The organism is Compostibacter hankyongensis, assembly GCF_039541075.1.
In the GTDB taxonomy this organism is placed as follows: Bacteria; Bacteroidota; Bacteroidia; order Chitinophagales; family Chitinophagaceae; genus Compostibacter; species Compostibacter hankyongensis.
Window position 1 is genome coordinate 174,301 of the sequence record NZ_BAABFN010000001.1, and the last position, 23,366, is coordinate 197,666.

Below are 23,366 nucleotides of genomic sequence, written 5' to 3' on the forward strand. Positions count from 1 at the left end.
AAAAACCCCGACGGTGAACAAAGCAATGAATATCCGTAATATAGCCATTATCGCGCACGTAGACCACGGTAAGACTACGCTGGTGGACCGCATCCTGCACACCACCAAGGTGTTCCGGGACAACCAGGACACCGGCGACCTGATCATGGACAATAATGACCTGGAACGCGAGCGCGGGATCACTATCTTTAGTAAAAACGCCGCCGTTACCTATGAAGGGGTAAAAATAAATGTGATCGATACCCCGGGCCACTCCGATTTCGGCGGAGAGGTAGAGCGGGTGCTCAAGATGGCCGATGGCGTGATCCTGCTGGTGGACGCCTTTGAAGGCCCCATGCCCCAGACCCGCTTCGTGCTGCAGAAAGCGCTGCAGCTGAACCTGCACCCCATCGTGGTGATCAACAAGGTGGACAAGCCCAACTGCCGTCCCGAAGAGGTGCACGATGCCGTATTCGAGCTGTTCTTTAACCTGGACGCCACCGAGGAGCAGCTGAACTTCCCTACCTTTTACGGCAGCGGAAAGAACGGCTGGTTCAATGACAGCCTCACCCCGACAGACAATATCCTGCCGCTCATGGACGGCATCCTGAAATATGTTCCCGAGCCCCAGGTGGAGGAAGGAACCCTGCAGATGCAGATCACCTCGCTGGACTATTCTTCCTTCCTCGGCCGTATCGCCGTAGGGAAGGTGACCCGCGGCACCATCCGCGAAAACCAGCCCATCGCCCTGGTGCAGCGTGATGGCAGCATCCGGAAATCGCGGGTGAAGGAGCTGTATGTCTTTGAAGGCATGGGCAAGAAAAAGGTAGCCGAAGTGCTGGCCGGCGATCTCTGCGCGGTGGTCGGGTTGGAAGACTTCAACATCGGCGATACCATCGCCGACGCGGAGAACCCCGAAGGGCTGCCGGTGATCAGCGTGGACGAGCCGACCATGAGCATGCTGTTCAGCATCAACAACTCACCCTTCTTTGGCAAGGATGGCAAGTTCGTCACCTCCCGCCACCTGCGCGACCGCCTGATGAAGGAAACCGAGAAAAACCTGGCCCTCCGGGTGGAAGAGACCGACAGCGCAGACAGCTTCCTCGTCTACGGCCGCGGCATCCTGCACCTCGGGGTGCTGGTGGAGACCATGCGCCGCGAAGGTTTTGAAATGACCATCGGACAGCCGCAGGTGCTGGTAAAGCAGATCGACGGTAAGAAGTGCGAGCCTTACGAAACCCTGGTGGTGGATGTCCCCAGCGATTACAGCGGAAAGGTGATCGACCTCGTTACCCAGCGCAAAGGAGAGATGCAGGTGATGGAAAGCAAGGGCGAGATACACCACCTCGAATTTGATATTCCCTCCCGGGGTCTTATCGGGCTCCGCTCGCAGATGCTGACCAATACCGCCGGCGAGGCCGTGATGGCCCACCGTTTCCGGGAGTATAAGCCCTGGAAGGGCGTTATCCCGGGCCGCATCAACGGGGTGCTGATCTCCAAGAACCAGTCGCCCACCACGGCCTATTCCATCGACAAGCTGCAGGACCGGGGTGCCTTCTTTGTGGATCCCGGAGAAGAGGTTTATATCGGTCAGATCATTGCCGAACATATCAAACCCGGCGATCTGGTGGTAAACGCCACGGAAGGTAAAAAGCTGACCAACATGCGGGCCAGCGGCAGCGACGACTCGGTGCGCATCGTCCCCAAGATACAGATGACCCTCGAAGAATGCATGGAATACATCCAGCAGGATGAATGCATAGAGGTAACCCCCCGGCACATACGCCTCCGCAAAATATACCTGAACGAGGAAGACAGGAGAAAATACCAGAAGATGCAGAAGGTAGAAGGGGCGTAGGCTCTTAAATACCCGAAGAATGCAAAAACGGTTTTTTTCGTTTTGCGCAACGTTGTTTCTTTGCGGAACCATGTACGCCCAAAACAAAATGACCCCGGAGCAGCTCTGGCAGCTGGGCCGGGTGGATGCAGAAATCCTCACGCCCGAAGGCCAGGTCGTTTACGGGGTAACCCGCTACGACGCCACGCAGAACACCTCCTCCCGGAATCTTTACAGCATGGCCCTCTCCGGGGGCCTGCCCCGGCAGCTCACTACCGGCGGGGGCGCCAACGTACAGGCGCTGCCCGGCGGCCGCCTCGGCTTCGAGCAGGACGGGCAGTGGTGGGAAATGAATGCCGATGGCAGCGGCGCCCGCCAGCAGACCCATGAGCAGGCGCTCATGAGCGGCATCCGGATGTCGCCGGACGGGAAGCATATCCTGTTTACCCGCAGGGTGAAAGCCGAAAAGGTCAGCGGGGCCGATTTCTACCCCGACCTCCCCAAATCACGTGTGCAGATCTATACCGATCTGATGTACCGCCACTGGGATACCTGGAGCGACGGCACCGTGTCCCATCTTTTTTATGCCGCCTATGCCGACGGCAAGGTCAGCGACACCCTCGACCTCATGGAAGGAGAGCCGTGGAGCGTGGCGGATTACCGCTGGTCGCCGGACGGCGGCGCGGTGGTGTATGTAGCCAAAAAGAAAAAGGGCAAAGCCGCCGCGCTGAGCACCAATACCGATATCTACCGCTATAACCCCGTTACCGGAACCACAGAGAACCTCAGTGAAAAGATAAAAGGCGGAGACGGACAGCCGGCCTTCAGCCCCGACGGTCGTATGCTGGCCTGGACGAGCATGAAAACCGACGGGTATGAGTCCGATAAGAACGACCTGGTGGTGATGGATATGAAAAGCCGGGCCCTGCGCAATCTTACGGCTGCCTGGGACGGCACCGTGAGCAGCTTCCGCTGGAGCGAGGACGGGAAATCGCTTTTCTTCACCGCGCCGGTGGACGGTACCATGCAGCTTTTGCGGACGGGACTGCAGGGCGGGATCACCCCGGTGGCCAGCGGGGATTTCGACATCAACGGTATCCTGGGGCAGCAGGGCGATACCCTGGTGCTGAAAAGAGAAGACTTCAACCATGCCGCAGAGCTGTATGTCTTCAGCCTGAAGCATAAGCAGATGAGGCCGCTGACCACGGTAAACCGGGAGGTATACGAAAAGCTGCCGCCCAGCCGCACCGAAAAGCGGAGGGTAAAGACCAGCGACGGCAAGGAGGAGCTGGTATGGGTGATCTATCCTCCCGGTTTTGACGCCACGCGGAAATACCCTGCCCTGCTTTATTGCCAGGGCGGCCCGCAGGTGGCGCTGACCCAGTTTTACTCCTATCGCTGGAACCTGCAGCTCATGGCGGCGCAGGGCTATATCGTGATCGCCCCCAATCGCCGCGGCATGCCCGGCTACGGGGTGAAATGGAATGAAGCCATCAGCAAGGACTGGGGCGGACAGCCTATCCGGGATTATATTTCCGCGGTGGACGATTTGGCGCGGGAGCCCTATGTGGATAAAGACCGCATCGCCTGTGTAGGCGCCAGCTACGGGGGATATTCCACTTACCTGCTGGCGGGGCTGCATCCGGAGCGCTTCAGGACGTTTATCGCCCACGACGGCCTCTTTGACCTGAAAAGCTGGTACGGCACGACCGAAGAGATGTGGTTTGCCAATTATGATATCGGCGGCCCTTACTGGGAGAAAGACAACAAGGCGGCCCGGCGGAGCTACCAGCGCTACAGCCCCAGCGATTATGTTACAAAATGGAAAAAGCCGATCCTCATCATACAGGGCGGCATCGACTTCCGGGTGCCGGTGGAGCAGGGCTTACAGGCCTTCCAGGCCGCCCAGCTGCAGGGCATAAAAAGCAAGCTGCTTTATTTTCCCGAGGAAAACCATTGGGTGCTACATGCGCAGAATGCCCTGGTGTGGCAGCACGAATTTTTTAAATGGCTGGAGGAAACGCTTTAGGATCTGCTGCCCGGAGATATTCCGGATGCGCCTGGACGATACGGGAACGGGTTAATACCCGCTCGCCGGCACTGCTGAGGCCGGTATTGAGCATAAGGCAGGATAAAGCGCAGGGAAGGGCTCAGAGCCCGCTGATGCTTAACCCGATGGAGTAGGGATTGAGCGTGGGTCCCGCGCCCTGCTTCAGCAGCGAAGTAAAGGTGTACGACCCGTACAGGCCGAAATTACCCCAACCGATCCGCGCAGTAGCGGCAGCGCGCCAGCTGTTGAAGAACCGTTTGTCGTTGACCTTCACCACAGACTTGTCTCCGTTGCCGATGATCTTGCCGCGGGTATGCGCATTGGCGAGGGCGCCCAGCTTTGCGCCTATGGCGACTTTGAATCCCCGGTTGGCATTGTCCGGGAACTGCCGGTAACGGATCTCGATGGGGATTTCCAGAAAGGCGGTCCCCAGCTTGTAACGCTTATAGGAAGAGTCGGTAGGGAAATTGAGCGTCGGGGTCAGCTTGTTGAGATCGGCGCGCTGATCCTTGAAAAAAATATTGCTGGTGCTTACGCCCAGCCCCGCGGCGGCGCTCAGGTGCGAGCCCTTTTGCAGCGGAAAATCGTACATCATGGCAATGTTGAACCCTCTCGAAAAGCCCCCGGTACGGATGCTGTCCGGCGTACCCGACCAGCCGTCATAGGTGACCTGGATCATGAGAAAGTCGTGCGCATAGCGTCCGACAGAAGGTCGCATATGGGAAGAAGAGGTACGGGCGGGACTTGGTTCGTCCTGGGCGCGGGCGCAGAGACCGGCGGATAAAAACAGGGCCGCGAAAACCAGGAATTTAAACCCAAAACCGTGCTGCCGGTGAACCGGTGTACTGGAATAAGAATACGTCATCAGTATGAAATAATGTTTCTGTGGCTGTCCGCGGTCGCGCGTAAAAGGCCGAAGGTACACAATGGCGCAAATTTACGGGAAATGTGCACACAGACAACGTGTTAAATATTTCCTAAAAACCGTTGCGGCATTACCGCACGGAAAAACGGTAAACTGTGGTGCTGCGCCATTCCCTGCCCGGCGCCAGCACCGTGGACGGAAATTCCGGCCGGTTGGGCGAATCGGGGAAGTGCTGGGTTTCCAGGGCCAGTCCCGCATGAGGGCCGTACGACTCTCCCCGTTTGCCCCGCAGCGAGCCGTCCAGGAAGTTACCGGCGTATAGCTGTATACCGGGCTCGGTGGTGAATACTTCCAGCTGCCGCCCGCTGTGGGGATCATATACGGCCGCCGCCAGGCGGCTCAGGTCGCCCGGCACGTTGAGCGCCCAGCAATGGTCATAGCCATGGCCGAGACCGAGTTGCTCATCGGGCTCCAGCATCTGTGCGCCCAGCATGGCCGGCTGCCGCAGGTCCATGGGCGTACCGGCAACGGAGCGTATTTCCCCGGTGGGGATCTGGTCCGGCCGGATCGGCAGAAAACGGTCCGCGTCCACGGTCAGCATTTCATGCAGCACCGTATCCTCCCCGCCCGACAGGTTGAAATAAGCGTGGTTGGTGAGGTTAATGACGGTTTTTTGATCGGTGACGGCCCGGTAATCGATACGGAGGGCATTTTCATTGTTTAAGGTATAGGTCACCGTTACCTCCAGGTTGCCGGGATAGCCTTCCTCGCCGTCGGGGCTCAGATAGGAAAGCTCCAGCACCGCCTCGCGGTCGCTTTCCCGGGTAACGGCCTTCCATATTTTTTTGTCAAAGCCCACCTTTCCGCCGTGCAGGGCATTTCCCCCGTTGTTGATATACAGCGGATAGACCTTGCCGTCCAAGCTGAACTGTCCACCTGCGATGCGGTTGGCAAACCGCCCCACGATAGCCCCGAAATAGGGCCCGCCTTCGAGGTAGGCCTCCGTAAGATAGCCGTCCAGCTCCGGGAATCCCAGCACGACATCGGCCCAGCCACCGCTGCGGTCCGGGGCGGTGAGCGACTGTACGATGCCGCCGTAATCCAGGATACCGGCCTTCATGCCGTTTTTGTTCTCAAGCGTATACCGGGTTACCGGGGCTCCGGAACCCGTTTGTCCAAATGGTTGTTGGTCGATCTGCATACCTGTTTTTAGCAATGTTCGGAATCACAACAGCGGGCTGCGCCCCTGTCACCATGCAAGCCGGGCCGCCCGGAAATACGGAACGGGACCGCTTGAGCCCCTAAAGATACACATCGCCATTTATACTTACTTTTACAGCATGAGCAAAAAACTCTTTTTACTGGATGCCATGGCCCTGATCTACCGGGCTTATTATGCGCTGATCCGCAGTCCCCGCATTACCAGCACGGGCCGGAATACCAATGCCCAGTTCGGGTTCACCAATGCCCTGATAGAATTGCTGAACAAAGAGCAGCCTACCCATATCGCCGTAGCTTTCGACACCCATGCCCCGACCGAGCGGCATTCCGATTTTGCCGATTACAAAGCCAACCGGGAAGATACGCCCGAGGATATCCTGAGCGCCCTGCCGGATATCAAACGCATTATCGCCGGATTTTGTATTCCGGTGCTCGAATCCGACGGGTACGAGGCCGACGATATCATCGGTACGCTGGCGCTGGAGGCTGCCGAGCAGGGATATGAGGTATACATGGTTACCCCGGACAAGGATTACGGGCAGCTGGTAAGCGACCGCGTTTTTATTTATAAACCGGCCTACCAGGGCGGCAAGGTGGAGATCATGGGCCCGAAGGAGGTCTGCGAAAAATGGAACATCGGCCGCGTATCGCAGGTCGTGGACATCCTGGGGCTGATGGGAGATGCCGTGGACAACATCCCCGGTATTGCCGGGGTGGGCGAAAAAACGGCCGCCAAGCTGCTGCAGGAGTACGATACCCTCGAGAATGTGCTGGCCAATGCCGCGGTGATCAAAGGAAAGCTCGGGGAAAAGATACGGGCCGGCGCGGAGGATGCCCTGCTTTCCAAAAAGCTGGCCACCATCATCACCAATGTTCCGGTAAAGTTCCACGAAGAGGATTTCCGCAAATGCGAACCCGACCGTGCCCTGCTGAGCGAGGTGTTCACGGAACTTGAGTTCCGCACCCTCGGGAAGCGGGTACTGGGCGAAGATATTCTCCCGGCCCCGGCCCCTGCTGCGCCTGAGCCGGGCCGGCAGACCGATCTCTTCGAAGCGGTAACGGTGGTGACGGTAACGAAGACAACGGTGGAAACCGGGCCGGATGAGCCGGGATCGCAGGCCCTGCCTTTACGGGACATCGGCAATACCCCGCACACCTATCACCTGACGGATACGGCCGAAAGCCGCGCCGCGCTGATCGAGGCGCTGCTGCAGCAGAAGGCCTGCTGCTTCGATACGGAAACCACCGGCACCAATGCCAACCAGGTGGAGATCGTGGGCATGAGCTTTGCCTTTGCGCCGGGCACGGCGTATTACGTGCCGCTTCCCTCCGGACAGGAAGAGGCGCGGGAGATACTGGAAACCTTCCGCCCCGTATTTGAAAAGGAGGACCTCCTGTTTATCGGGCAGAACATCAAGTACGACCTGCTGGTGATCCGCTGGTACGGCCTGGATATCCGCGGCCCCCTGTTCGATACCATGCTGGCCCATTACCTTATCGAGCCGGAGGGCCGGCGGGGAATGGACGTGCTGGCCGCCCAGTATCTGGGCTATGCCCCGGTGTCCATAGAAACCCTTATCGGGAAAAAAGGAAAGCAGCAGGGCAATATGCGGGATGTGCCCCTGGAGCAGATCAAGGAATATGCAGCCGAAGATGCCGACATCACCCTGCAGCTGAAAGCGCAGTTCGAGCCGCTGCTGAAGGAAAAGGCGGTGGAAAAGGTTTTTTACGAGGTGGAGACCCCGCTGGTAAAAGTGCTGGCGGACATGGAATACGAGGGCGTGGCCATGGACGTCCGCGCGCTGGAAGAGTTTTCCCGGAAGCTGGAAACGGAGATCGCGGAGACGGAGGCCAGCGTTTACCGGCAGGCCGGCACCCGTTTTAACCTCTCCTCGCCGCGGCAGCTGGGCGTCGTGCTGTTTGAGCACCTGCAGCTGGAGCCCAGCGCGAAAAAAACGCGCACCGGCCAGTATGCCACCGGCGAGGATGTGCTGCTGAAGCTGTCCCACAAGCACGGTATTGTTGCCGATATCCTGACTTACCGGGAGCTCACCAAGCTAAAGTCCACTTACGTAGATGCGCTGCCCCAGATGATCAACCCGCGCACGGGCCGGGTACATACCTCGTTCAACCAGGCGGTGGCCGTTACCGGGCGGCTCAGCTCCAACAACCCCAACCTCCAGAATATACCCATCCGCACCGAGCGGGGCAGGGAGGTCCGGAAGGCCTTTGTGCCGCGGAGCGACGATTTTGTGCTGCTGTCGGCCGACTATTCGCAGATCGAGCTGCGGATCATTGCGGCCATCAGCGGGGATGCGGAGATGACAACGGCCTTTAAGCAAAAAACCGATATCCATGCCGCCACCGCGGCCCGGGTGTATGGTATTGCGCCGGAGGACGTAACCCGCGAGATGCGGAGCAATGCCAAAGCGGTGAACTTCGGCATCATCTACGGCGTGAGCGCATTCGGGCTGGCGGAAAACCTGGGCATATCGCGGGGAGAAGCCCGGACGCTGATCGACAATTATTTTTTACAGTATCCCGGTATCAAAACGTATATGGAAGACCGTGTCCGCTTTGCAAAAGAGCACGGCTATGCGGAAACCCTCATGGGGCGAAAGCGCTGGCTCCGGGATATCAACTCCACCAATGCCGTGGTGAGGGGATTTGCCGAACGCAATGCCATCAATATGCCTATCCAGGGCACGGCGGCGGATATGATCAAGCTGGCGATGATCCGTATCGCCCGGGAAATGAAAAAGGCGGGTCTTCGTTCGCGGATGGTGCTGCAGGTGCACGATGAGCTGGTATTTGATACGCACCGCGACGAGGTGCAGGTGCTGGAGGCCATCGTGCGGGAAGGCATGATACAGGCCCTGCCCCTCCCGCTGGGCGTGCCGGTTGAGGTGGAAGTGGGCACGGGAGGCAACTGGCTGGAGGCGCACTAAGGGATGAGAAAAGGGGTTGTATAATTAAAGTGCGTTTATTATTTTTCGGTTATGATTGTGACGCCCCGTTTGTTTTTATACGCATGTGAGCTAAAACATTATGAAGCCGTTCTGCAGGGCGGGGACGCGCTGTCCCGGTTGCTGAACACCGAGGTGCCCGAAAAATGGACGGAGACGCCGGAGCTGGTGCTGGTGGCTTTTGATAAAATGAAGTCGGACCCTTCCCTGCTGGGTTGGTTTTTTTATTTTATCGTGCACCAGCGGGATAACCGGCTTATCGGTACCGGCGGTTTCAAAGGCAAGCCTTCTGCCTCCGGAGCGGTGGAGATCGGCTACGAGATCGTTCCCGATTACCGGGACCAGGGCTATGCCACCGAAACGGCCTCTGCCCTGATCGACTTTGCCTTTTCCCACTCCGAGATCCGCAAGGTGGTAGGCCATACCCTTTCCGAGTTCGATGCTGCGGTGCGGGTGCTGCAAAAGGCCGGGCTGCAGTTTGTAAAAACCGAGGGAAGCGGCGACCTGTGCCGCTGGGAGATCACGCGGGCCGCCTATACCGGCGGGCGCACGGCCCCGGGCCGGAAATAGGACCGGCAGGAGAACAGTTGTTTAGCCGTTCTCATTTTGTGCTATCAACGTATTGGCCCCTACAGTATAAGCATAAGCTGCAGCAGGAATAAAATTAAGTTTCACATCATCGTAAACCTTTGTTTCCTGTACAGAGATCGTTGTAACAAGTGCCTCCTGTAAATGATTTTCTTTACAGAATTTTAATAAACTTTTTAATTCTTTCGGTTTTTCCACATATCGGTTGGTCCACTTTATTTCTAAAGCCCATACAGGCTGAAGATTTTTGTTGCTGATGCCGACCATATCCACCTCACCTTTACTCCACCTGGCATACCAGGGCCTGAAATTACTCCGGTGCAACCATTGAGCATAGATAGCTGTCTCTGCTAACGCCCCCATTGCATCGTCGCTGGACTGGATAGGAGAAAACAAAGCAGAACGAAGGGACGGATTTGTCAGGTAAATTTTAAAAAAGTTGTCTCGTTGAAAACGCCTCCCGGCCTGGTCAACTCGTCTTACAATTTTGATCAGAAAGGCAGCTTCCAGATATTCCAGATATTTTTTTATGACTTTTTTGGGCGTTCCGGATTGAATGCTCAGCGTTTCAATAGAAAACTCATTAGCTGAATTATACGCTATCGTAGTAAATAAAGAATTTAGTTCTTGTACATCGCTGATGCCATATATGCCCGGCAGATCCCGCAATAGTACTTTGTCTACTACGTCGTTTCTAATGAATCGTTCCGGGTTGTTTCTGACCGATTCCGAAAAAATGGCTTCAGGATAGCCACCAAAGTTAATGTAGTCGGTAAATAATTTGTTGAAATGGACTATATCCGGAGCCTGATAAAAAGTGGCATGATAAAGGCCAAAAGGAAATTTGGTTTCCTGGGTCAGGCTGCCCAGTTTCTGCATATTAATGAATTCATAGAAAGTAAGGGGGGGAAGCATAAAGTCGGTAAAACGCCCGGCCCCACTTTCCTGACTTTTATATTTTAAGGCGGCGGCGGCAGACCCGGATGCAATAAATCGTACCCCCCGATAACTTTCCACTAAAGATTTTAAATGAACATCCCAGTCTTTTAAATATTGGATTTCGTCAAATATCACATACCATCCGGTTGTTTTTTCCTTTTCTCCCAAAGCTTCCCGGCCATATTGAAACAATAGTTCTAATCCGAGATTATTGTAAATGGGATTTTCAACAGTAATAAACAAAATACGACGCGGACTGACATCCTGATTCAGTAACGTTTGAATAAGATGATGGAGCATTACTGTTTTTCCAATCCTTCGGGGACCCATCAGTACAACGGCCCGTTGAACAGATAAATCGGTACAAAGGGAGGAGAACTGTTCAAAATAAGCTCTGCGGGGCATATCCTGAAAAAAGGCATCAATGGAATTGCTGGTCCACCATGGATTTTCGAAGCGAATACGCTCAAGTATCTGAGAAATAGCAATACTTTTAAGCATAAAAAGGGCTTATTTTCCACAAAAATAACAAATAAGGGTAAAAAAAGGACCTTATTTCAACAAAAAGTGGAAAATAAGAGCATTTCCGGGGCAGGAAGAACTTACAGACCAACAGATTTAAAGCCGCTTATGCAAAGGCGCCCGGCAGCTGTCCCGCTCCTTCCCGGAGCACGGTCGCGCCGCCGTCTGTGCAATCCACTACCGTGGAGGGCACTGTGCCGCCGACGCCCCCGTCGACCACGATATCCACCAGATGCCCGAACTTTTCATGGATGATCTCCGGATCGGTGTAATCCTCCACATGAGGGTCTTCCGGCAGCGACGTGCTCATGATGGGATTGCCCAGCTCCCTGACGATGCTGCGGCAGATCAGGTTGTCCGGCACCCGGATGCCCACCGTGTTTTTCCGGGTTTTCAGCATTTTGGGGACCTGCTTGCTGGCCGGCAGGATGAAAGTAAATGGGCCCGGCAGCGCGCTTTTCAGCAGCCGGAAAAGGGGGGTGTCCACGCTTTTGGCAAAGTCCGCCAGATGGCTCAGATCGTGGCAGACAAAGGAAAACTGCGCCTTGGCGGGGTCGATATGCTTGATGCGGCAGATCCGCTCGACGGATTCGTGCTGAAAGATATCGCAACCGAGACCGTACACGGTATCGGTGGGATAGATGATGATGCCGCCGTCTCTCAGGCAGGAAACGATCTGCTGCAGGGGACGGGGATTCGGATTTTCGGGGTGCAGACGTAGTAACATACATTAAAGTTAAACATTTTCCGGCCTCAGGCAACAGCTCCGGTGCGATGCCGGATGTCTTAACAGGCGGCCGGCCGCAATGTTATCCCCGCAACCGTTCTACGGCTTTCAGGGCTTGTCTTACCCGCTGCCGGTGACTGCCCCGGATCCCGGCCCAGGGCGTCCCGCTGTTGATAACGATATCCCGGTAAACATGATGAAAATACCGGCGCATCTCCGGCTCCGGATGCTCGCGCTGGGGATCGTCCTGCCAGGGGATGTCGATATCGGTGAGCAGATAAAGGTCGTATTTCCTTTCGGCGATGCGGCGGAGGATACGGTAATCGCATTGGCCGTAGGCATGTTCGCTCCAGACTTTGATCACATAGAGGTCGGTATCGCAAAAAAGGAGTCCCCCTCCGGCCCGGGCGGCAGCTTCATCTTCTGTCTGCAGCTGTCCGGCCGCGATCTGCAGGAGATCCTCTTCTCCGTAAGGGCGCTGCAGGCGGTCGAGGTAGCCGCGGGCATATTCCGGCACCCAGGGTGTTTGGTAATGCTGCGCCAGCGCTTCGCTCAGCGTGCTTTTCCCGGTGGATTCCGGTCCGATGATGACCACCTTCTTTAACATACCGCCGCCATTTGTTTTTCCCGGATCTTTTTCCAGGCCAGGAATCCCAGCCAGGCGATCACGACATAAAAGATATTGAGCGCACAGAAGAGCATCAGCTTTTTGATAAAAAAGAGCGGGATGGCCACGGCGTCGGCGATCAGCAGGGCCAGCCAGTTCTCGATCTTGCGGCGCGCCAGCAGCCACATACCGCTGCAGCCCATGGCGGAGCAGAAGGAGTCCAGTCCCGGTACGTTGTTGATCTTATAGGTGCTGAGCCACCAGTAAAGAACGGCCCAGAGCACGGCAAAGATGAGCCCGGCCGTGAGCAGCTCCTTCCGCGAGCACCAGCTGACCGGCGTTTCATGCTGCTGCCGGTCTTTGCGCGTCCACACATACCAGCCGTAAACGCTCATGACCAGGTAATACAGGCTGAGTCCGATATCGGGGTACAGCCGGTACTCCTCCTGCACAAAGATGGAGATGCTGATCAGGATACCGGCTATGCCGGTGGGATAGACCCATACGCTGTTGGCCTTGGAGGCAAATACGCTCACGATCGCAAAAAATACCGCCAGCCCTTCCGCCCAGCTCATATTCTCTATACCCTGAAGCACGCCCTCGTATACATCGTATATGCTCATCCGTTAGCCATTATGGAAAAAACAAACCCCGCAGACCGTCTGGGCTGCGGGGCATAAAGATAATCAACGCTGCGGGCTTTTATTCCGCTTCGGCTACGACTTCCCTTACTTCGGGGATCATGCGTTTCATCATGCCTTCTATACCGGCCTTCAGGGTAATCATGGAGGAAGGGCATCCGGAGCAGGATCCCTGCAGCATGAGGGTGAGCTTTCCGTGATCGTATTGTTTGAATTGGATGGCGCCGCCGTCCATTTCCACGGCCGGCTTTACATAGCTTTCCAGCAACTCCTTGATCCTTTTCACCACATCGCTGTCGTCCTCGAGGGCCTGGTTGTTCTCCGTGACCCGGGCGGCCAGCTCCTCTTCCTTGATCACGGGCCGGCCATCTTCCAGATATTCCTTCAGAAAGGCTTTTATGCTGGGGGTAACGTCGCTCCAGTCCGTTTCTGCGGTCTTGGTGAGGGTGACAAAGTTGCTGGCGATAAACACCCCCCGGATAAAGGGGAAGCTGAACAGCTCGGTCGCCAGCGGGGAAGGCCGTGCGCTGGCTTCGTCGGGGAAGTCGGCGCTTTTGCCGGGGAACAAAAGCTTGTTGGCGACAAACTTCATCGTCTCCGGGTTGGGCGTCATTTCCGTATAAATGCTGATAATGGGATTGCCGGTCTTGATCATGTTCGAAAAATTTACGATACAAAAGTACGAAAAATATCACCGAAGAAACGCTGCGGAAAGGAAAAAGGCATCACTTCTTTTGATGGACCCATAAGGCCGGACTATGGGGATTTTTTACCGGCAGATTACCGCCGTAGATGTATATTCGTGACCTGGAACCTTACGCCTATGAAGCAGACCCGCAAGATGGACGCCCGCAAGCGCATAGCGCTGATCGCCCATGACAATAAAAAAGAAGAACTGCTTGAATGGTCGTCCTATAACAAGGATGCGCTGGCCAGCCATATCCTCCTGGCGACCGGTACCACCGGCAAGCTGATCGAAGATACGCTGTCCCTGCCTGTGCACCGCATGCAGAGCGGTCCCCTCGGGGGCGACCTCCAGATCGGGGCCATGATCGCCAGCGGGACGGTGGATATCGTCATTTTTTTCTGGGACCCCATGGAGTCGCAGCCGCATGACCCGGACATTAAGGCCTTGCTGCGGATCGCCGCCGTATGGAATGTGCCCATGGCCTGCGACCGGGCTACCGCCGATTTCCTGATGAGCTCCCCCCTGATGGAGCAGGATTATGAAGCCCAGCTGCCGGACTATACCCAGTATCTGAAGCGAAAGGTGGGCGCGCGCTGAAAACCGCCTCCGGCTATGCCTGCGTTTGGTGGCCGTGTGCAGCGCCGGCGGGCGGCTGAACCTTCCCGCGCCGCTTTTCCCGGACCTCAAACAAGCGGGGCAACGGGCGACCGGCTCAGGGCTGCTTTACCGCCGTATAAAAGGGAATGTAGGTATCCGTTACCTTTTTGCCGGGCAGATGGATATCCGCACCCGTACAGCGGCCTTCGCCCGTGTCCGGCCCTCCCGCGGGCGCCAGCTCAAAAGTGATCCCGGCAGCGACATCGTCGAGTAGGGAAATGATGCTCCCGTCGGGTTTTTTAAACCGGCCCAAAGATGTGGCATGCGGATGTTGCCGGCGGATGTCCGCGGCGGCGCTGTTTTCCGAAAGACCCGTGGCGGTGCGGAACGGCACCCCGCTCACCCGGACCAGTTGTATGCTCTTCCGCATGTCGATGTCGGGGTCGCAAACGGAATAGATGTCCAGCTCTTTCCCCTGTGCGGCAACCGTATCCCCCCAGTACCACATGGCCCAGCTTTTACACATGGCGGCATCGCCGCTGTCGGCAGGACCGAGCAGGTCGAAGATGCGGGATTTTTCCACCTCTGCCTTCAGGAGCACCTTCCCGGCGGCTTTGCCGGGAACGAGCAGCAGGGTGTCCCCGCCGGCGATCTTTTGCAGCTGGGTATCGGGCGGAGCGGCAGGCTGGGCCGGGGCGGCAGAAGCCGGGACCGTATCCGCGGTCTCCTGCGCCCCCGGGGCGGCAGGGTGACAGGCGGCCAGTATCCAGAGCGCGAGGATAAGCAAAAGGGCCGCCGGGGTACGGCGGGGCGGAAGGATGGTCAGTATCGCCGGCGGGAGGAGCCGGAAGCGGGGTTTTATTCGCATAAGATCGGTTTATTGTTTAAATTTACAATAAACAGGCCATCTGCCTGTCATCTTTGATTATTCCATTATAAAAAGTAATGATATGCCCAGACGCCTGATACCCGAAAAGACCGAAGCCCTGCTGAACAAGCAGATGACCTATGAGGCCAATGCGGCCCAGTTTTACCTGGCCCTGGGTTCCTGGGCAGATGCGCAGGGGTTTGCGGGGATCGCCAACTTCCTCTATCAGCATGTGCACGAGGAGCGGAATCACATGATGAAGCTGGTAAAATTCATCAACCAGCGCGGGGGTCACTGTAAGGTGGAAGCGCTTGCCGTTCCTCCCGACGACCCGGACAGCCTGCACACCCTTTTTGAAATGGTGCTGGACCAGGAGAAAAGGAACTCCGCCGCTATTAACAATATTGTCGATATCTGCCTTCAGGAAAAAGACTACCCCACGTTTAATTTCATGCAGTGGTATGTGAAGGAGCAGATCGAGGAAGAAGCATTGGCCACCCAGCTGCTCGACAAGATGAAGGTGATCGGGGAAGACAAGGGCAACAAAGGCGGGCTGTACGATTTCGATCAGGATATCGCCAAGATGCACGGAGACGCCGATGTGGCCTGAGCGGCGCCGGCCTGAGACCCTATATATCCGTTACCCGCAACTTATGGGTGTCCCCGTCTGTTTTTAGAAAAAGGGGCGCCAGCTCCTTTCTTTACTAAAGGATTACAAGCCGGTCTGCATTTTATAAAAATAATCGGGGTAAAGATTTGATTTCCTCTAAAGGTTGCAATGCTCCGATAGATTTTTGTGAAAGTTACAGCATTTTGTTGTATTTTTGCGGGTTTCCCGGCGGATTTTCGTCTGCCCCTCAGACGATGTGAGTATTGGTTTTTGATCGTTAAAATTGTGGCTTATGACAAAGAAGACTACCGGCCTGTATGCCCCGGAGTTTGAGCACGATGCCTGCGGTATCGGCTTTGTGGCGCATATCAAAGGTTGTAAGAGTCATCAGATTGTGCTGGATGCCCTTACGGTGCTGGAAAATATGGAGCACCGCGGAGCATGCGGGTGTGAGAACAATACCGGCGACGGCGCCGGCATCCTGGTGCAGATGCCGCACGAATTTCTCTATGAAGAATGTCTGAAGCTGGGCTTCCGCCTGCCGGCATTCGGCCGGTACGGCGTTGGTGTGGTGTTCTTCCCTTCCGAAGCGCGTTACCGCGAAGCCTGCCGCGATATCATACACCGCGCGGCCGAAAAGCTGGGCATCGATATCCTGGGCTTCCGCCCGGTACCGGTGGACAACAGCGCCATCGGCGATACGGCAAAAAGCGTGGAGCCGGGGATGGAGCAGGTGTTTTTTGCCTGCCCCGACGACATTACCGATCCCGAATCCTTCGAAAGGAAGCTGTTTGTGCTGCGCAGCTATGCCACCAGGACGGTGCGCAACACCCTGTCCAAAGGCACCGACCTCTTTTATTTTGCTTCCCTGTCATATAAAACGGTGGTTTACAAAGGGCAGCTGACCTCCACGCAGGTCCGCTCCTACTTCCCCGACCTGACAGACCGGAGGATGGTCTCCGCTTTCGGGCTGGTGCATTCGCGTTTTGCCACCAATACCTTCCCCTCCTGGAAGCTGGCCCAGCCCTTCCGGTTTATCGCCCACAACGGGGAGATCAACACCCTTAAGGGCAACCTGAACTGGCTGCGGTCCGGCGAAATGAGCTTTGTGTCCCGCTATTTCTCCCCCGAAGAGATGGGGATGCTGCTGCCTCTTGTAGAGGAAGAGCAGAGCGACAGCGCCTGTCTGGACAACGTGATCGAGCTGCTGGCCCTCACCGGCCGCTCCCTGCCGCATGTGATGATGATGCTCATCCCGGAAGCCTGGGATGGCAACGATCTCATGGATCCGGTAAAAAGGGCTTTTTACGAATACCATGCCTCCATCATGGAGCCCTGGGACGGTCCCGCTTCCATCTCGTTCACCGACGGAAAGATCATCGGCGCCACCCTCGACCGGAACGGGCTGCGTCCCTCCCGCTTCGTGGTGACCAGCGACGACCGGGTCATCATGGCCTCCGAAGCCGGCGTGCTGCCGCTGAATCAGGCTACCGTCCTGGAAAAAGGGCGGCTTCAGCCGGGCAAGATGTTCGTCGTGGATATGGAACAGGGCCGCATCATCAGCGACGAGGAGCTCAAGCAGACCATCTGCAGCCAGCAGCCCTATGATGAGTGGCTGAACAAATACAAGATACGCATCGAGGAGCTGCCCGAGCCCCGCGTCCGCTTTACCCACCTCGAGGAAGACGCCGTCTTCAAATACCAGAAGGCCTTTGGCTATACCAAGGAAGACCTCGAGACCATCATCAAGCCCATGGCCATGGGCGGAAAAGAGCCGATCGGCTCCATGGGTACGGATATTCCCCTGGCGGTGCTCAGCAACCAGCCCCAGCACCTCAGCAGCTATTTCAAGCAGCTCTTTGCCCAGGTGACCAACCCGCCCATCGATCCCATCCGGGAACGTATGGTGATGAGCCTGGCCTCCTTTGTGGGAAATAACGGCAACCTGCTGGACCAGGATCCCCTGCACTGCCATACCATTGCCCTGCCGCATCCCGTGCTGACCAACTACGAGCTCGAGAAGCTCCGCAGCATCGATACCGGTATCTTCCAGGCCAAGACCCTGCAGATCTACTTCCGGGCGGACGGCAAGCCGGGCTCGCTGCAGAAAGGGCTGGAGCGAATCTGCCGCTATGCTGCAGATGCCGCGCGCGACGGTTTCGAGGTGCTCGTGCTTTCCGATCGGGCCATCGACTCGGAACACGCCCCGATCCCCTCCCTGCTGGCCACTTCGGCAATCCATCATCACCTCATCCGCAAGGGTCTCCGCAACTCGGTAGGCCTGGTCGTGGAAGCCGGCGATGTATGGGAGGTACATCATTTTGCCTGCCTGATCGGGTTTGGCGCCACCGCCATCAACCCATACCTGGCCCTGTCTTCTATACGCGACATGAAGCTGTCCGGCAAGATCACCTCCCCGCTGGAGGTGGATGCGCTGAAGAAAAATTATGTAAAAGCGGTCAACGCCGGTCTGCTGAAGGTGTTCTCCAAGATGGGCATCTCTACCCTGCAGTCCTACCAGGGCGCGCAGATCTTCGAGATCCTGGGACTCAACAGGGCGGTGGTAGACCAGTACTTTACGGGCGCCATCTCCCGCATCGAAGGGATGGGCCTGGACGAGATCGCCCGCGAGATCGTGGTGCGACACCGTCTGGCGTTCCCGGAAAAAGCCGTACCGGTACAGCAGCTGCCCGCCGGCGGGGTATACCAGTGGAAGCGGAAAGGGGAAACCCACCTGTTCAACCCGACCACTGTTCACCTGCTGCAGTACGCCACCCGGATGGGCGACTATAACATCTATAAAAAATACGCCAAGGCGATCAACGAGCAGGGCGAAAAAGCCTGCACGCTGCGGAGCCTGTTCCGTTTTGATCCGAAGCGCCAGCCCGTGCCGCTTTCGGAGGTGGAGCCGGCGGAAAATATCTACAAGCGCTTTGCCACCGGGGCCATGTCGTTCGGCTCCATCTCGCACGAGGCCCACAGCACGCTGGCCATCGCGATGAACCGCCTGGGCGGGAAAAGCAATACCGGCGAGGGCGGCGAGGACGAGATCCGGTATGAGCCGCTGCCCAACGGCGATTCCATGCGCTCCGCCATCAAGCAGGTGGCTTCGGCCCGCTTCGGGGTCACCAGCCGCTACCTGAGCGAAGCCGATGAGCTGCAGATCAAGATGGCGCAGGGCGCCAAGCCCGGGGAAGGCGGACAGCTGCCCGGCCACAAGGTGGACGACTGGATCGCGAGGGTGCGGCATTCCACGCCCGGCGTAGGGCTGATCTCCCCGCCTCCGCATCACGATATTTATTCCATAGAAGACCTGGCCCAGCTGATCTATGACCTGAAAAACGCCAACCGGCGGGCCCGCATTAGCGTGAAGCTGGTCTCCAAAGCCGGGGTGGGCACCATCGCCGCCGGCGTGGCCAAGGCCAAGTCCGACGTTATCCTCATCTCCGGTTACGACGGGGGCACCGGCGCTTCGCCGGTGAGCTCTATCCGGCATGCCGGTCTGCCCTGGGAGCTGGGGCTTTCCGAAACCCACCAGACCCTGGTGAAGAACAAGCTGCGGAGCCGGGTGACCCTCCAGACGGACGGACAGCTGAAGACCGGAAGGGATATCGCCATCGCCACCCTGCTCGGGGCCGAAGAATGGGGCGTGGCCACCGCCGCCCTGATCGTGGAAGGTTGTATCATGATGCGCAAGTGCCACCTGAACACCTGCCCCGTAGGCGTGGCTACCCAGGATACCGAGCTCCGGAAGCGCTTCACCGGCGATCCGGACCATGTGGTCAACCTGTTCCGCTTCCTCGTGCAGGAGCTGCGGGAGATCATGGCCGCGCTGGGCTTCCGGACGGTGAATGAGATGGTCGGTCAGGCCGACTGTCTGGCCGTACGGGAGGACATCCGCAACTGGAAATACGAGAAGCTGGATCTCTCCGGCGTTTTATACAAAGAGCCCGCCGCCCCCGAAGTAGGGCTGTACAAGCAGGAAGAACAGGATCACGGGCTGGACGGAGTGCTGGACTGGCAGCTGCTGGAAGCGGCCGCCCCGGCCCTCGAGCGGCAGGAAAAGGTGCAGGCGGAGTTTTCCATCCGCAATACCGACCGTACGGCGGGCACTATCCTGTCCAACGAAATCACCCGGCGTTATCTTTCTGCGGGACTGGCCGATGATACTGTACATTTTAAATTCCGGGGCAGCGCAGGACAGAGCTTCGGCGCCTTCACCACCCGGGGCATGACCCTCGAGCTGGAAGGCGAGGCCAACGACTATTTTGGCAAAGGCCTGTCCGGTTCGCGCCTGGTCCTTTACCCGGACCGCGATGCCAGCTTTACTCCCGAAGAAAACATCATTGTCGGCAACGTAGCCTTTTACGGGGCCACCTCCGGACAATCGTTTATCCGCGGCCGTGCCGGGGAACGGTTTTGTGTGCGCAACTCGGGCGCGCAGGCGGTGGTAGAAGGCGTAGGCGACCACGGTTGCGAATATATGACGGGCGGCCGTGTAGTGGTGTTGGGGGAAACGGGGCGCAACTTTGCCGCCGGCATGAGCGGCGGGATCGCCTATATCTATGATGTGAAGGGTGTTTTTGCGCAATATTGCAACACGGAAATGGTCGATCTTGATCCTGTGGCCGAAGAAGATGCAGCGGAGCTACATCAGCTCATAAGCCAGCATTACCAGTACACGCAAAGCGCCGTTGCCGGATTTGTGCTGCAGGATTGGGATAACCAGCTGCCGCACTTTATAAAAGTATTCCCGCAGGAATACAAACGCGCCCTGAAGAACGCTTCGGCGGGTGTGCTGAAAGGCGCGCTGAAAGGAAAGTGAGCGGAGTCCGCTTTTATTTGTAGAATCTGGAAAACCAAGGTGATTATGGGAAAAGAAACCGGTTTTATGGAATATACGCGGGAGCTTCCTGAAAAAGAGGATTCCCGCAGCAGGGTAAAGCATTACGAGGAATTTGTACACCGCTACACGCCCGAGGCGCTGAACGAGCAGTCTGCCCGCTGTATGAACTGCGGCATTCCCTTTTGTCACAGCGGATGTCCTCTTGGCAATGTGATCCCCGATTTTAACGACGCGGTATATAACAAACAGTGGGAAGAAGCCTATCAGATCCTTTCTTCCACCAATAACTTCCCCGAGTTTACCGGCCGCATCTGTCCCGCGCCCTGCGAGTCGGCCTGTGTGCTGGGCATCAACCAGCCGCCGGTGACCATCGAGGAGATCGAAAAACACATCATCGAGATCGCCTTTGAGAAAAAGCTGGTTCGCCCCCGCACCCCACTGGTCCGTACGGGTAAAAAAGTGGCCGTGGTGGGTTCGGGCCCCGCGGGCCTCGCCGTCGCTGCCCAGCTGAACTATGCCGGCCACGCGGTCACGGTTTTTGAGCGCGACGATGCGCCCGGAGGGCTGCTGCGCTATGGCATCCCCGATTTCAAGCTGGAGAAATGGGTCGTGGACCGGCGGATAAAGCTGATGGAAGAGGAGGGCGTTACCTTCCGCTGCAATACCGAAGTAGGCGTCGACCTGCAGGTGCAGGACCTGCAGCACGGATTCCATGCCGTGGTGCTGGCCGGAGGCTCTACCATACCGCGGGACCTCCCGGTGACGGGCCGTGAGCTGAACGGCATTCACTTTGCCATGAGCTTCCTGAAACAACAGAACAAACGTAACGGCAACCGCGCCGTGGGCGGCGACGATATCCTGGCCGCCGGCAAAAATGTAGTCGTGATCGGCGGTGGAGACACCGGCTCCGACTGCGTCGGCACCTCCAACCGGCAGGGCGCCCGCAGCGTCACCCAGTTTGAGCTGCTGCCCCAGCCTCCGAAAGACCGTACCCCCTATATGCCCTGGCCTACCTATCCCATGCTGCTGAAGACCACTTCTTCCCACGAAGAAGGGGCCGACCGCGAATGGGCGGTGAGCACCAAGGCCTTTATCGGGGATGAAAACGGTAACCTGAAGGCGCTGCAGATCGTTACGCTGGAATGGCAGCAGGGCACCGACGGACGCCCCTCCAAGTTTACCGAAGTGCCGGGCTCCGAACGGGAGATCCCCTGCGAGCTGGCGCTGCTGGCCATGGGCTTTGTGCATCCCCAGCACGAAGGGCTGCTGGATGATCTGAATGTGGAGCTGGACGACCGCGGGAATGTAAAGGCCACCGAAAAAGATTACCAGACCAGCGCCGCCCGGGTTTTTGCCGCCGGCGATATGCGCCGCGGGCAGTCCCTGGTGGTGTGGGCCATCTCCGAAGGACGGGAATGCGCCCGCAAGGTGGATGAGTTCCTGACAGGATCTTCGCGCCTGGAAAGCAAAGACCAGTCGCTGATGCAGCTGGCCTGAAAAAACGGTCATCTATACCGCCGCAACAGATAGCCCTTCCGTTATGGAAGGGCATTTTTTTGTCCTGCGCAGAACGGTGAGCCGGCCGGGTTGCGCTAAAAAGTGTATTTTCGGTAAAACCCGTGCGCTCATGCCTTTTCGCCATCTGCCCAAAACCCTGGTCCAGCAGCTCAATCCGCTTCATCCGCGCAAGCGGCCGGTAATGCCCTACAACCCGGTAACGGGGTCGACCCAACGAAAAGAAGCGGAAAAGGTGCATCTGCGGGTATTTAACTATACTCCTTCCGGCTGCAGCGAAACCGTTTTGCAGGACGTGTCGGAGGTGGTGCCTTTTACAGAAAAGGCCTCCGTAAGCTGGGTTTGCGTCAACGGTATACGCCGGAAAGAGGTGGAAGCGCTTTGCGCACGCTATAATGTGGACCCGCTGATCAAAGACGATATTCTCAGCATGGGCCAGCGGGCCAAGATGGACGAGATCGGGGATATCCTGTACTGCCTGCTGCCCGCTATTTATTTCCGGAACAATGCGGTAGACATCGAACAGGTGAGCCTGGTGCTGGGGCGTAATTTCCTGCTTTCCTTCGGCGAGCAGGCCCCCCAGGATCTCTTTGAGAGCCTGCGTGAACGGCTCCGGCAGGACAATACCCGTCTCCGCTCCGCCGGCGCGGACTACCTGCTGTACTCGCTGCTGGACACCATCGTGGATAACTATTTCCTGGCCATGGAAAAGCTGGGAGAGGTTATCGAGGATATGGAAGACCTGATCCCCCGCCGCCCCACCAACCGGATCCTCGTGCAGGTCAACCGGATGCGGAAGGAGGTCACCATGATCCGCAGGGCCATGAGCCCCGTGCGGGAGCTGGTGAACGGTGTGCTGAAAAGCGAGAGCCCGCTCATCCAGAAAAAGACGGGCAAATATTTTAAAGATGTTTACGACCATATCATCCAGGCCAACGATACGGTGGAAAGCTACCGGGATATGGTGATGAACCTGCAGGATCAGTACCTCAACAATATGAACCTGCGGATGAACGAGGTAATGAAAGTACTGGCGGTGGTGACCACGCTGATGGCGCCCATGACGGTCATCGCCGGCATTTACGGGATGAATTTCGATCACATGCCGGAGCTGCACACGCGCTACGGCTATTTTATCACCCTGGGCGTAATGGGATTTATCCTGATGGTGATGATCTGGATCTTCAAACGGCGGGGCTGGTTTTAGCTAACGGATACCCCCATACACCGTTGCGGCAAGCTGCGCGGTGCCATCCTGGGGCCTCCGTTCTGGTACACCCGTCCCGGAAATACGCCCCGG

General features: G+C 57.2%; 17 protein-coding genes. 9 read left to right on the forward strand and 8 right to left on the reverse strand.

The genetic code is table 11. From position 1 onward, the window contains the following. Positions 1-13: 13 nt before the first annotated feature. On the forward strand, positions 14-1,837 hold the full coding sequence (typA, locus tag ABD851_RS00650) for a translational GTPase TypA (protein ID WP_425549942.1): 1,824 nt from the start codon (positions 14-16) through the stop codon (positions 1,835-1,837). A 19-nt stretch (positions 1,838-1,856) separates the two neighbouring features. After that, the gene (locus ABD851_RS00655; RefSeq protein WP_344973704.1) at positions 1,857-3,845 is read left to right on the forward strand and encodes a S9 family peptidase; all 1,989 of its coding nucleotides are present in this window, start codon (positions 1,857-1,859) and stop codon (positions 3,843-3,845) included. A 121-nt stretch (positions 3,846-3,966) separates the two neighbouring features. On the opposite strand, the gene ABD851_RS00660 is transcribed toward ABD851_RS00655, so the two are convergent. Then, positions 3,967-4,731, reverse strand: a complete 765-nt coding sequence (locus ABD851_RS00660) for an outer membrane beta-barrel protein (RefSeq protein ID WP_344973707.1) — start codon at positions 4,729-4,731, stop codon at positions 3,967-3,969. Between the two features lie 130 nt (positions 4,732-4,861). Then, positions 4,862-5,932: an aldose epimerase family protein gene (locus ABD851_RS00665; RefSeq protein WP_344973709.1), complete on the reverse strand. Its 1,071-nt coding sequence runs from the start codon at positions 5,930-5,932 to the stop codon at positions 4,862-4,864. Positions 5,933-6,071: 139 nt separating this feature from the next. Between ABD851_RS00665 and polA the strand changes: the two genes are divergently transcribed. Both polA and ABD851_RS00675 read left to right on the forward strand, forming a co-directional pair. After that, complete coding sequence (gene polA, locus ABD851_RS00670; protein ID WP_344973712.1) at positions 6,072-8,900, forward strand: DNA polymerase I; 2,829 nt, start codon at positions 6,072-6,074, stop codon at positions 8,898-8,900. Between the two features lie 51 nt (positions 8,901-8,951). Further along, on the forward strand, positions 8,952-9,488 hold the full coding sequence (locus ABD851_RS00675) for a GNAT family N-acetyltransferase (protein ID WP_344973715.1): 537 nt from the start codon (positions 8,952-8,954) through the stop codon (positions 9,486-9,488). A 21-nt stretch (positions 9,489-9,509) separates the two neighbouring features. Here ABD851_RS00675 and ABD851_RS00680 read toward each other — a convergent pair whose 3' ends face one another. The 5 genes from ABD851_RS00680 to ABD851_RS00700 form a co-directional block, all read right to left on the reverse strand. Next, positions 9,510-10,946 carry an ATP-binding protein gene (locus tag ABD851_RS00680; RefSeq protein WP_344973717.1) on the reverse strand — a complete coding sequence of 479 codons (1,437 nt, stop codon included), beginning with the start codon at positions 10,944-10,946 and terminating at the stop codon, positions 9,510-9,512. 127 nt (positions 10,947-11,073) lie between these two features. Next, a complete protein-coding gene (locus tag ABD851_RS00685) occupies positions 11,074-11,694 on the reverse strand; it encodes an L-threonylcarbamoyladenylate synthase (RefSeq protein WP_344973720.1) in 621 nt (206 codons plus the stop codon). Positions 11,695-11,776: 82 nt separating this feature from the next. Further along, entirely contained in the window at positions 11,777-12,301 is a 525-nt protein-coding gene (locus ABD851_RS00690) for an AAA family ATPase (protein ID WP_344973723.1), read from the reverse strand. Then, positions 12,295-12,924, reverse strand: coding sequence for a nicotinamide riboside transporter PnuC (gene pnuC, locus ABD851_RS00695; protein ID WP_344973726.1), 630 nt, complete (start codon positions 12,922-12,924; stop codon positions 12,295-12,297). Before pnuC ends, ABD851_RS00690 begins: the two co-directional genes overlap by 7 nt. Positions 12,925-13,003: 79 nt before the next feature. Next, the gene (locus ABD851_RS00700) at positions 13,004-13,597 is read right to left on the reverse strand and encodes a NifU family protein (protein ID WP_344973729.1); all 594 of its coding nucleotides are present in this window, start codon (positions 13,595-13,597) and stop codon (positions 13,004-13,006) included. Positions 13,598-13,765: 168 nt separating this feature from the next. Between ABD851_RS00700 and ABD851_RS00705 the strand changes: the two genes are divergently transcribed. Then, on the forward strand, positions 13,766-14,227 hold the full coding sequence (locus tag ABD851_RS00705; RefSeq protein ID WP_344973731.1) for a methylglyoxal synthase: 462 nt from the start codon (positions 13,766-13,768) through the stop codon (positions 14,225-14,227). A 115-nt stretch (positions 14,228-14,342) separates the two neighbouring features. Here ABD851_RS00705 and ABD851_RS00710 read toward each other — a convergent pair whose 3' ends face one another. Then, a complete protein-coding gene (locus tag ABD851_RS00710) occupies positions 14,343-15,095 on the reverse strand; it encodes a hypothetical protein (RefSeq protein ID WP_344973734.1) in 753 nt (250 codons plus the stop codon). 82 nt (positions 15,096-15,177) lie between these two features. On the opposite strand from ABD851_RS00710, the gene ABD851_RS00715 reads away from it, so the two are divergent. The 4 genes from ABD851_RS00715 to corA all read left to right on the forward strand — a co-directional run bounded on the left by ABD851_RS00715 (position 15,178) and on the right by corA (position 23,273). Beyond that, complete coding sequence (locus tag ABD851_RS00715; RefSeq protein ID WP_344973736.1) at positions 15,178-15,705, forward strand: ferritin; 528 nt, start codon at positions 15,178-15,180, stop codon at positions 15,703-15,705. Positions 15,706-15,997: 292 nt separating this feature from the next. After that, positions 15,998-20,530 (forward strand): glutamate synthase large subunit, encoded by a 4,533-nt coding sequence (gene gltB, locus ABD851_RS00720; protein ID WP_344973739.1) that lies wholly within the window; start codon positions 15,998-16,000, stop codon positions 20,528-20,530. A 45-nt stretch (positions 20,531-20,575) separates the two neighbouring features. Further along, positions 20,576-22,048, forward strand: a complete 1,473-nt coding sequence (locus tag ABD851_RS00725) for a glutamate synthase subunit beta (protein WP_344973742.1) — start codon at positions 20,576-20,578, stop codon at positions 22,046-22,048. Between the two features lie 130 nt (positions 22,049-22,178). After that, entirely contained in the window at positions 22,179-23,273 is a 1,095-nt protein-coding gene (gene corA / locus ABD851_RS00730) for a magnesium/cobalt transporter CorA (RefSeq protein ID WP_344973746.1), read from the forward strand. Positions 23,274-23,366: the final 93 nt, after the last annotated feature.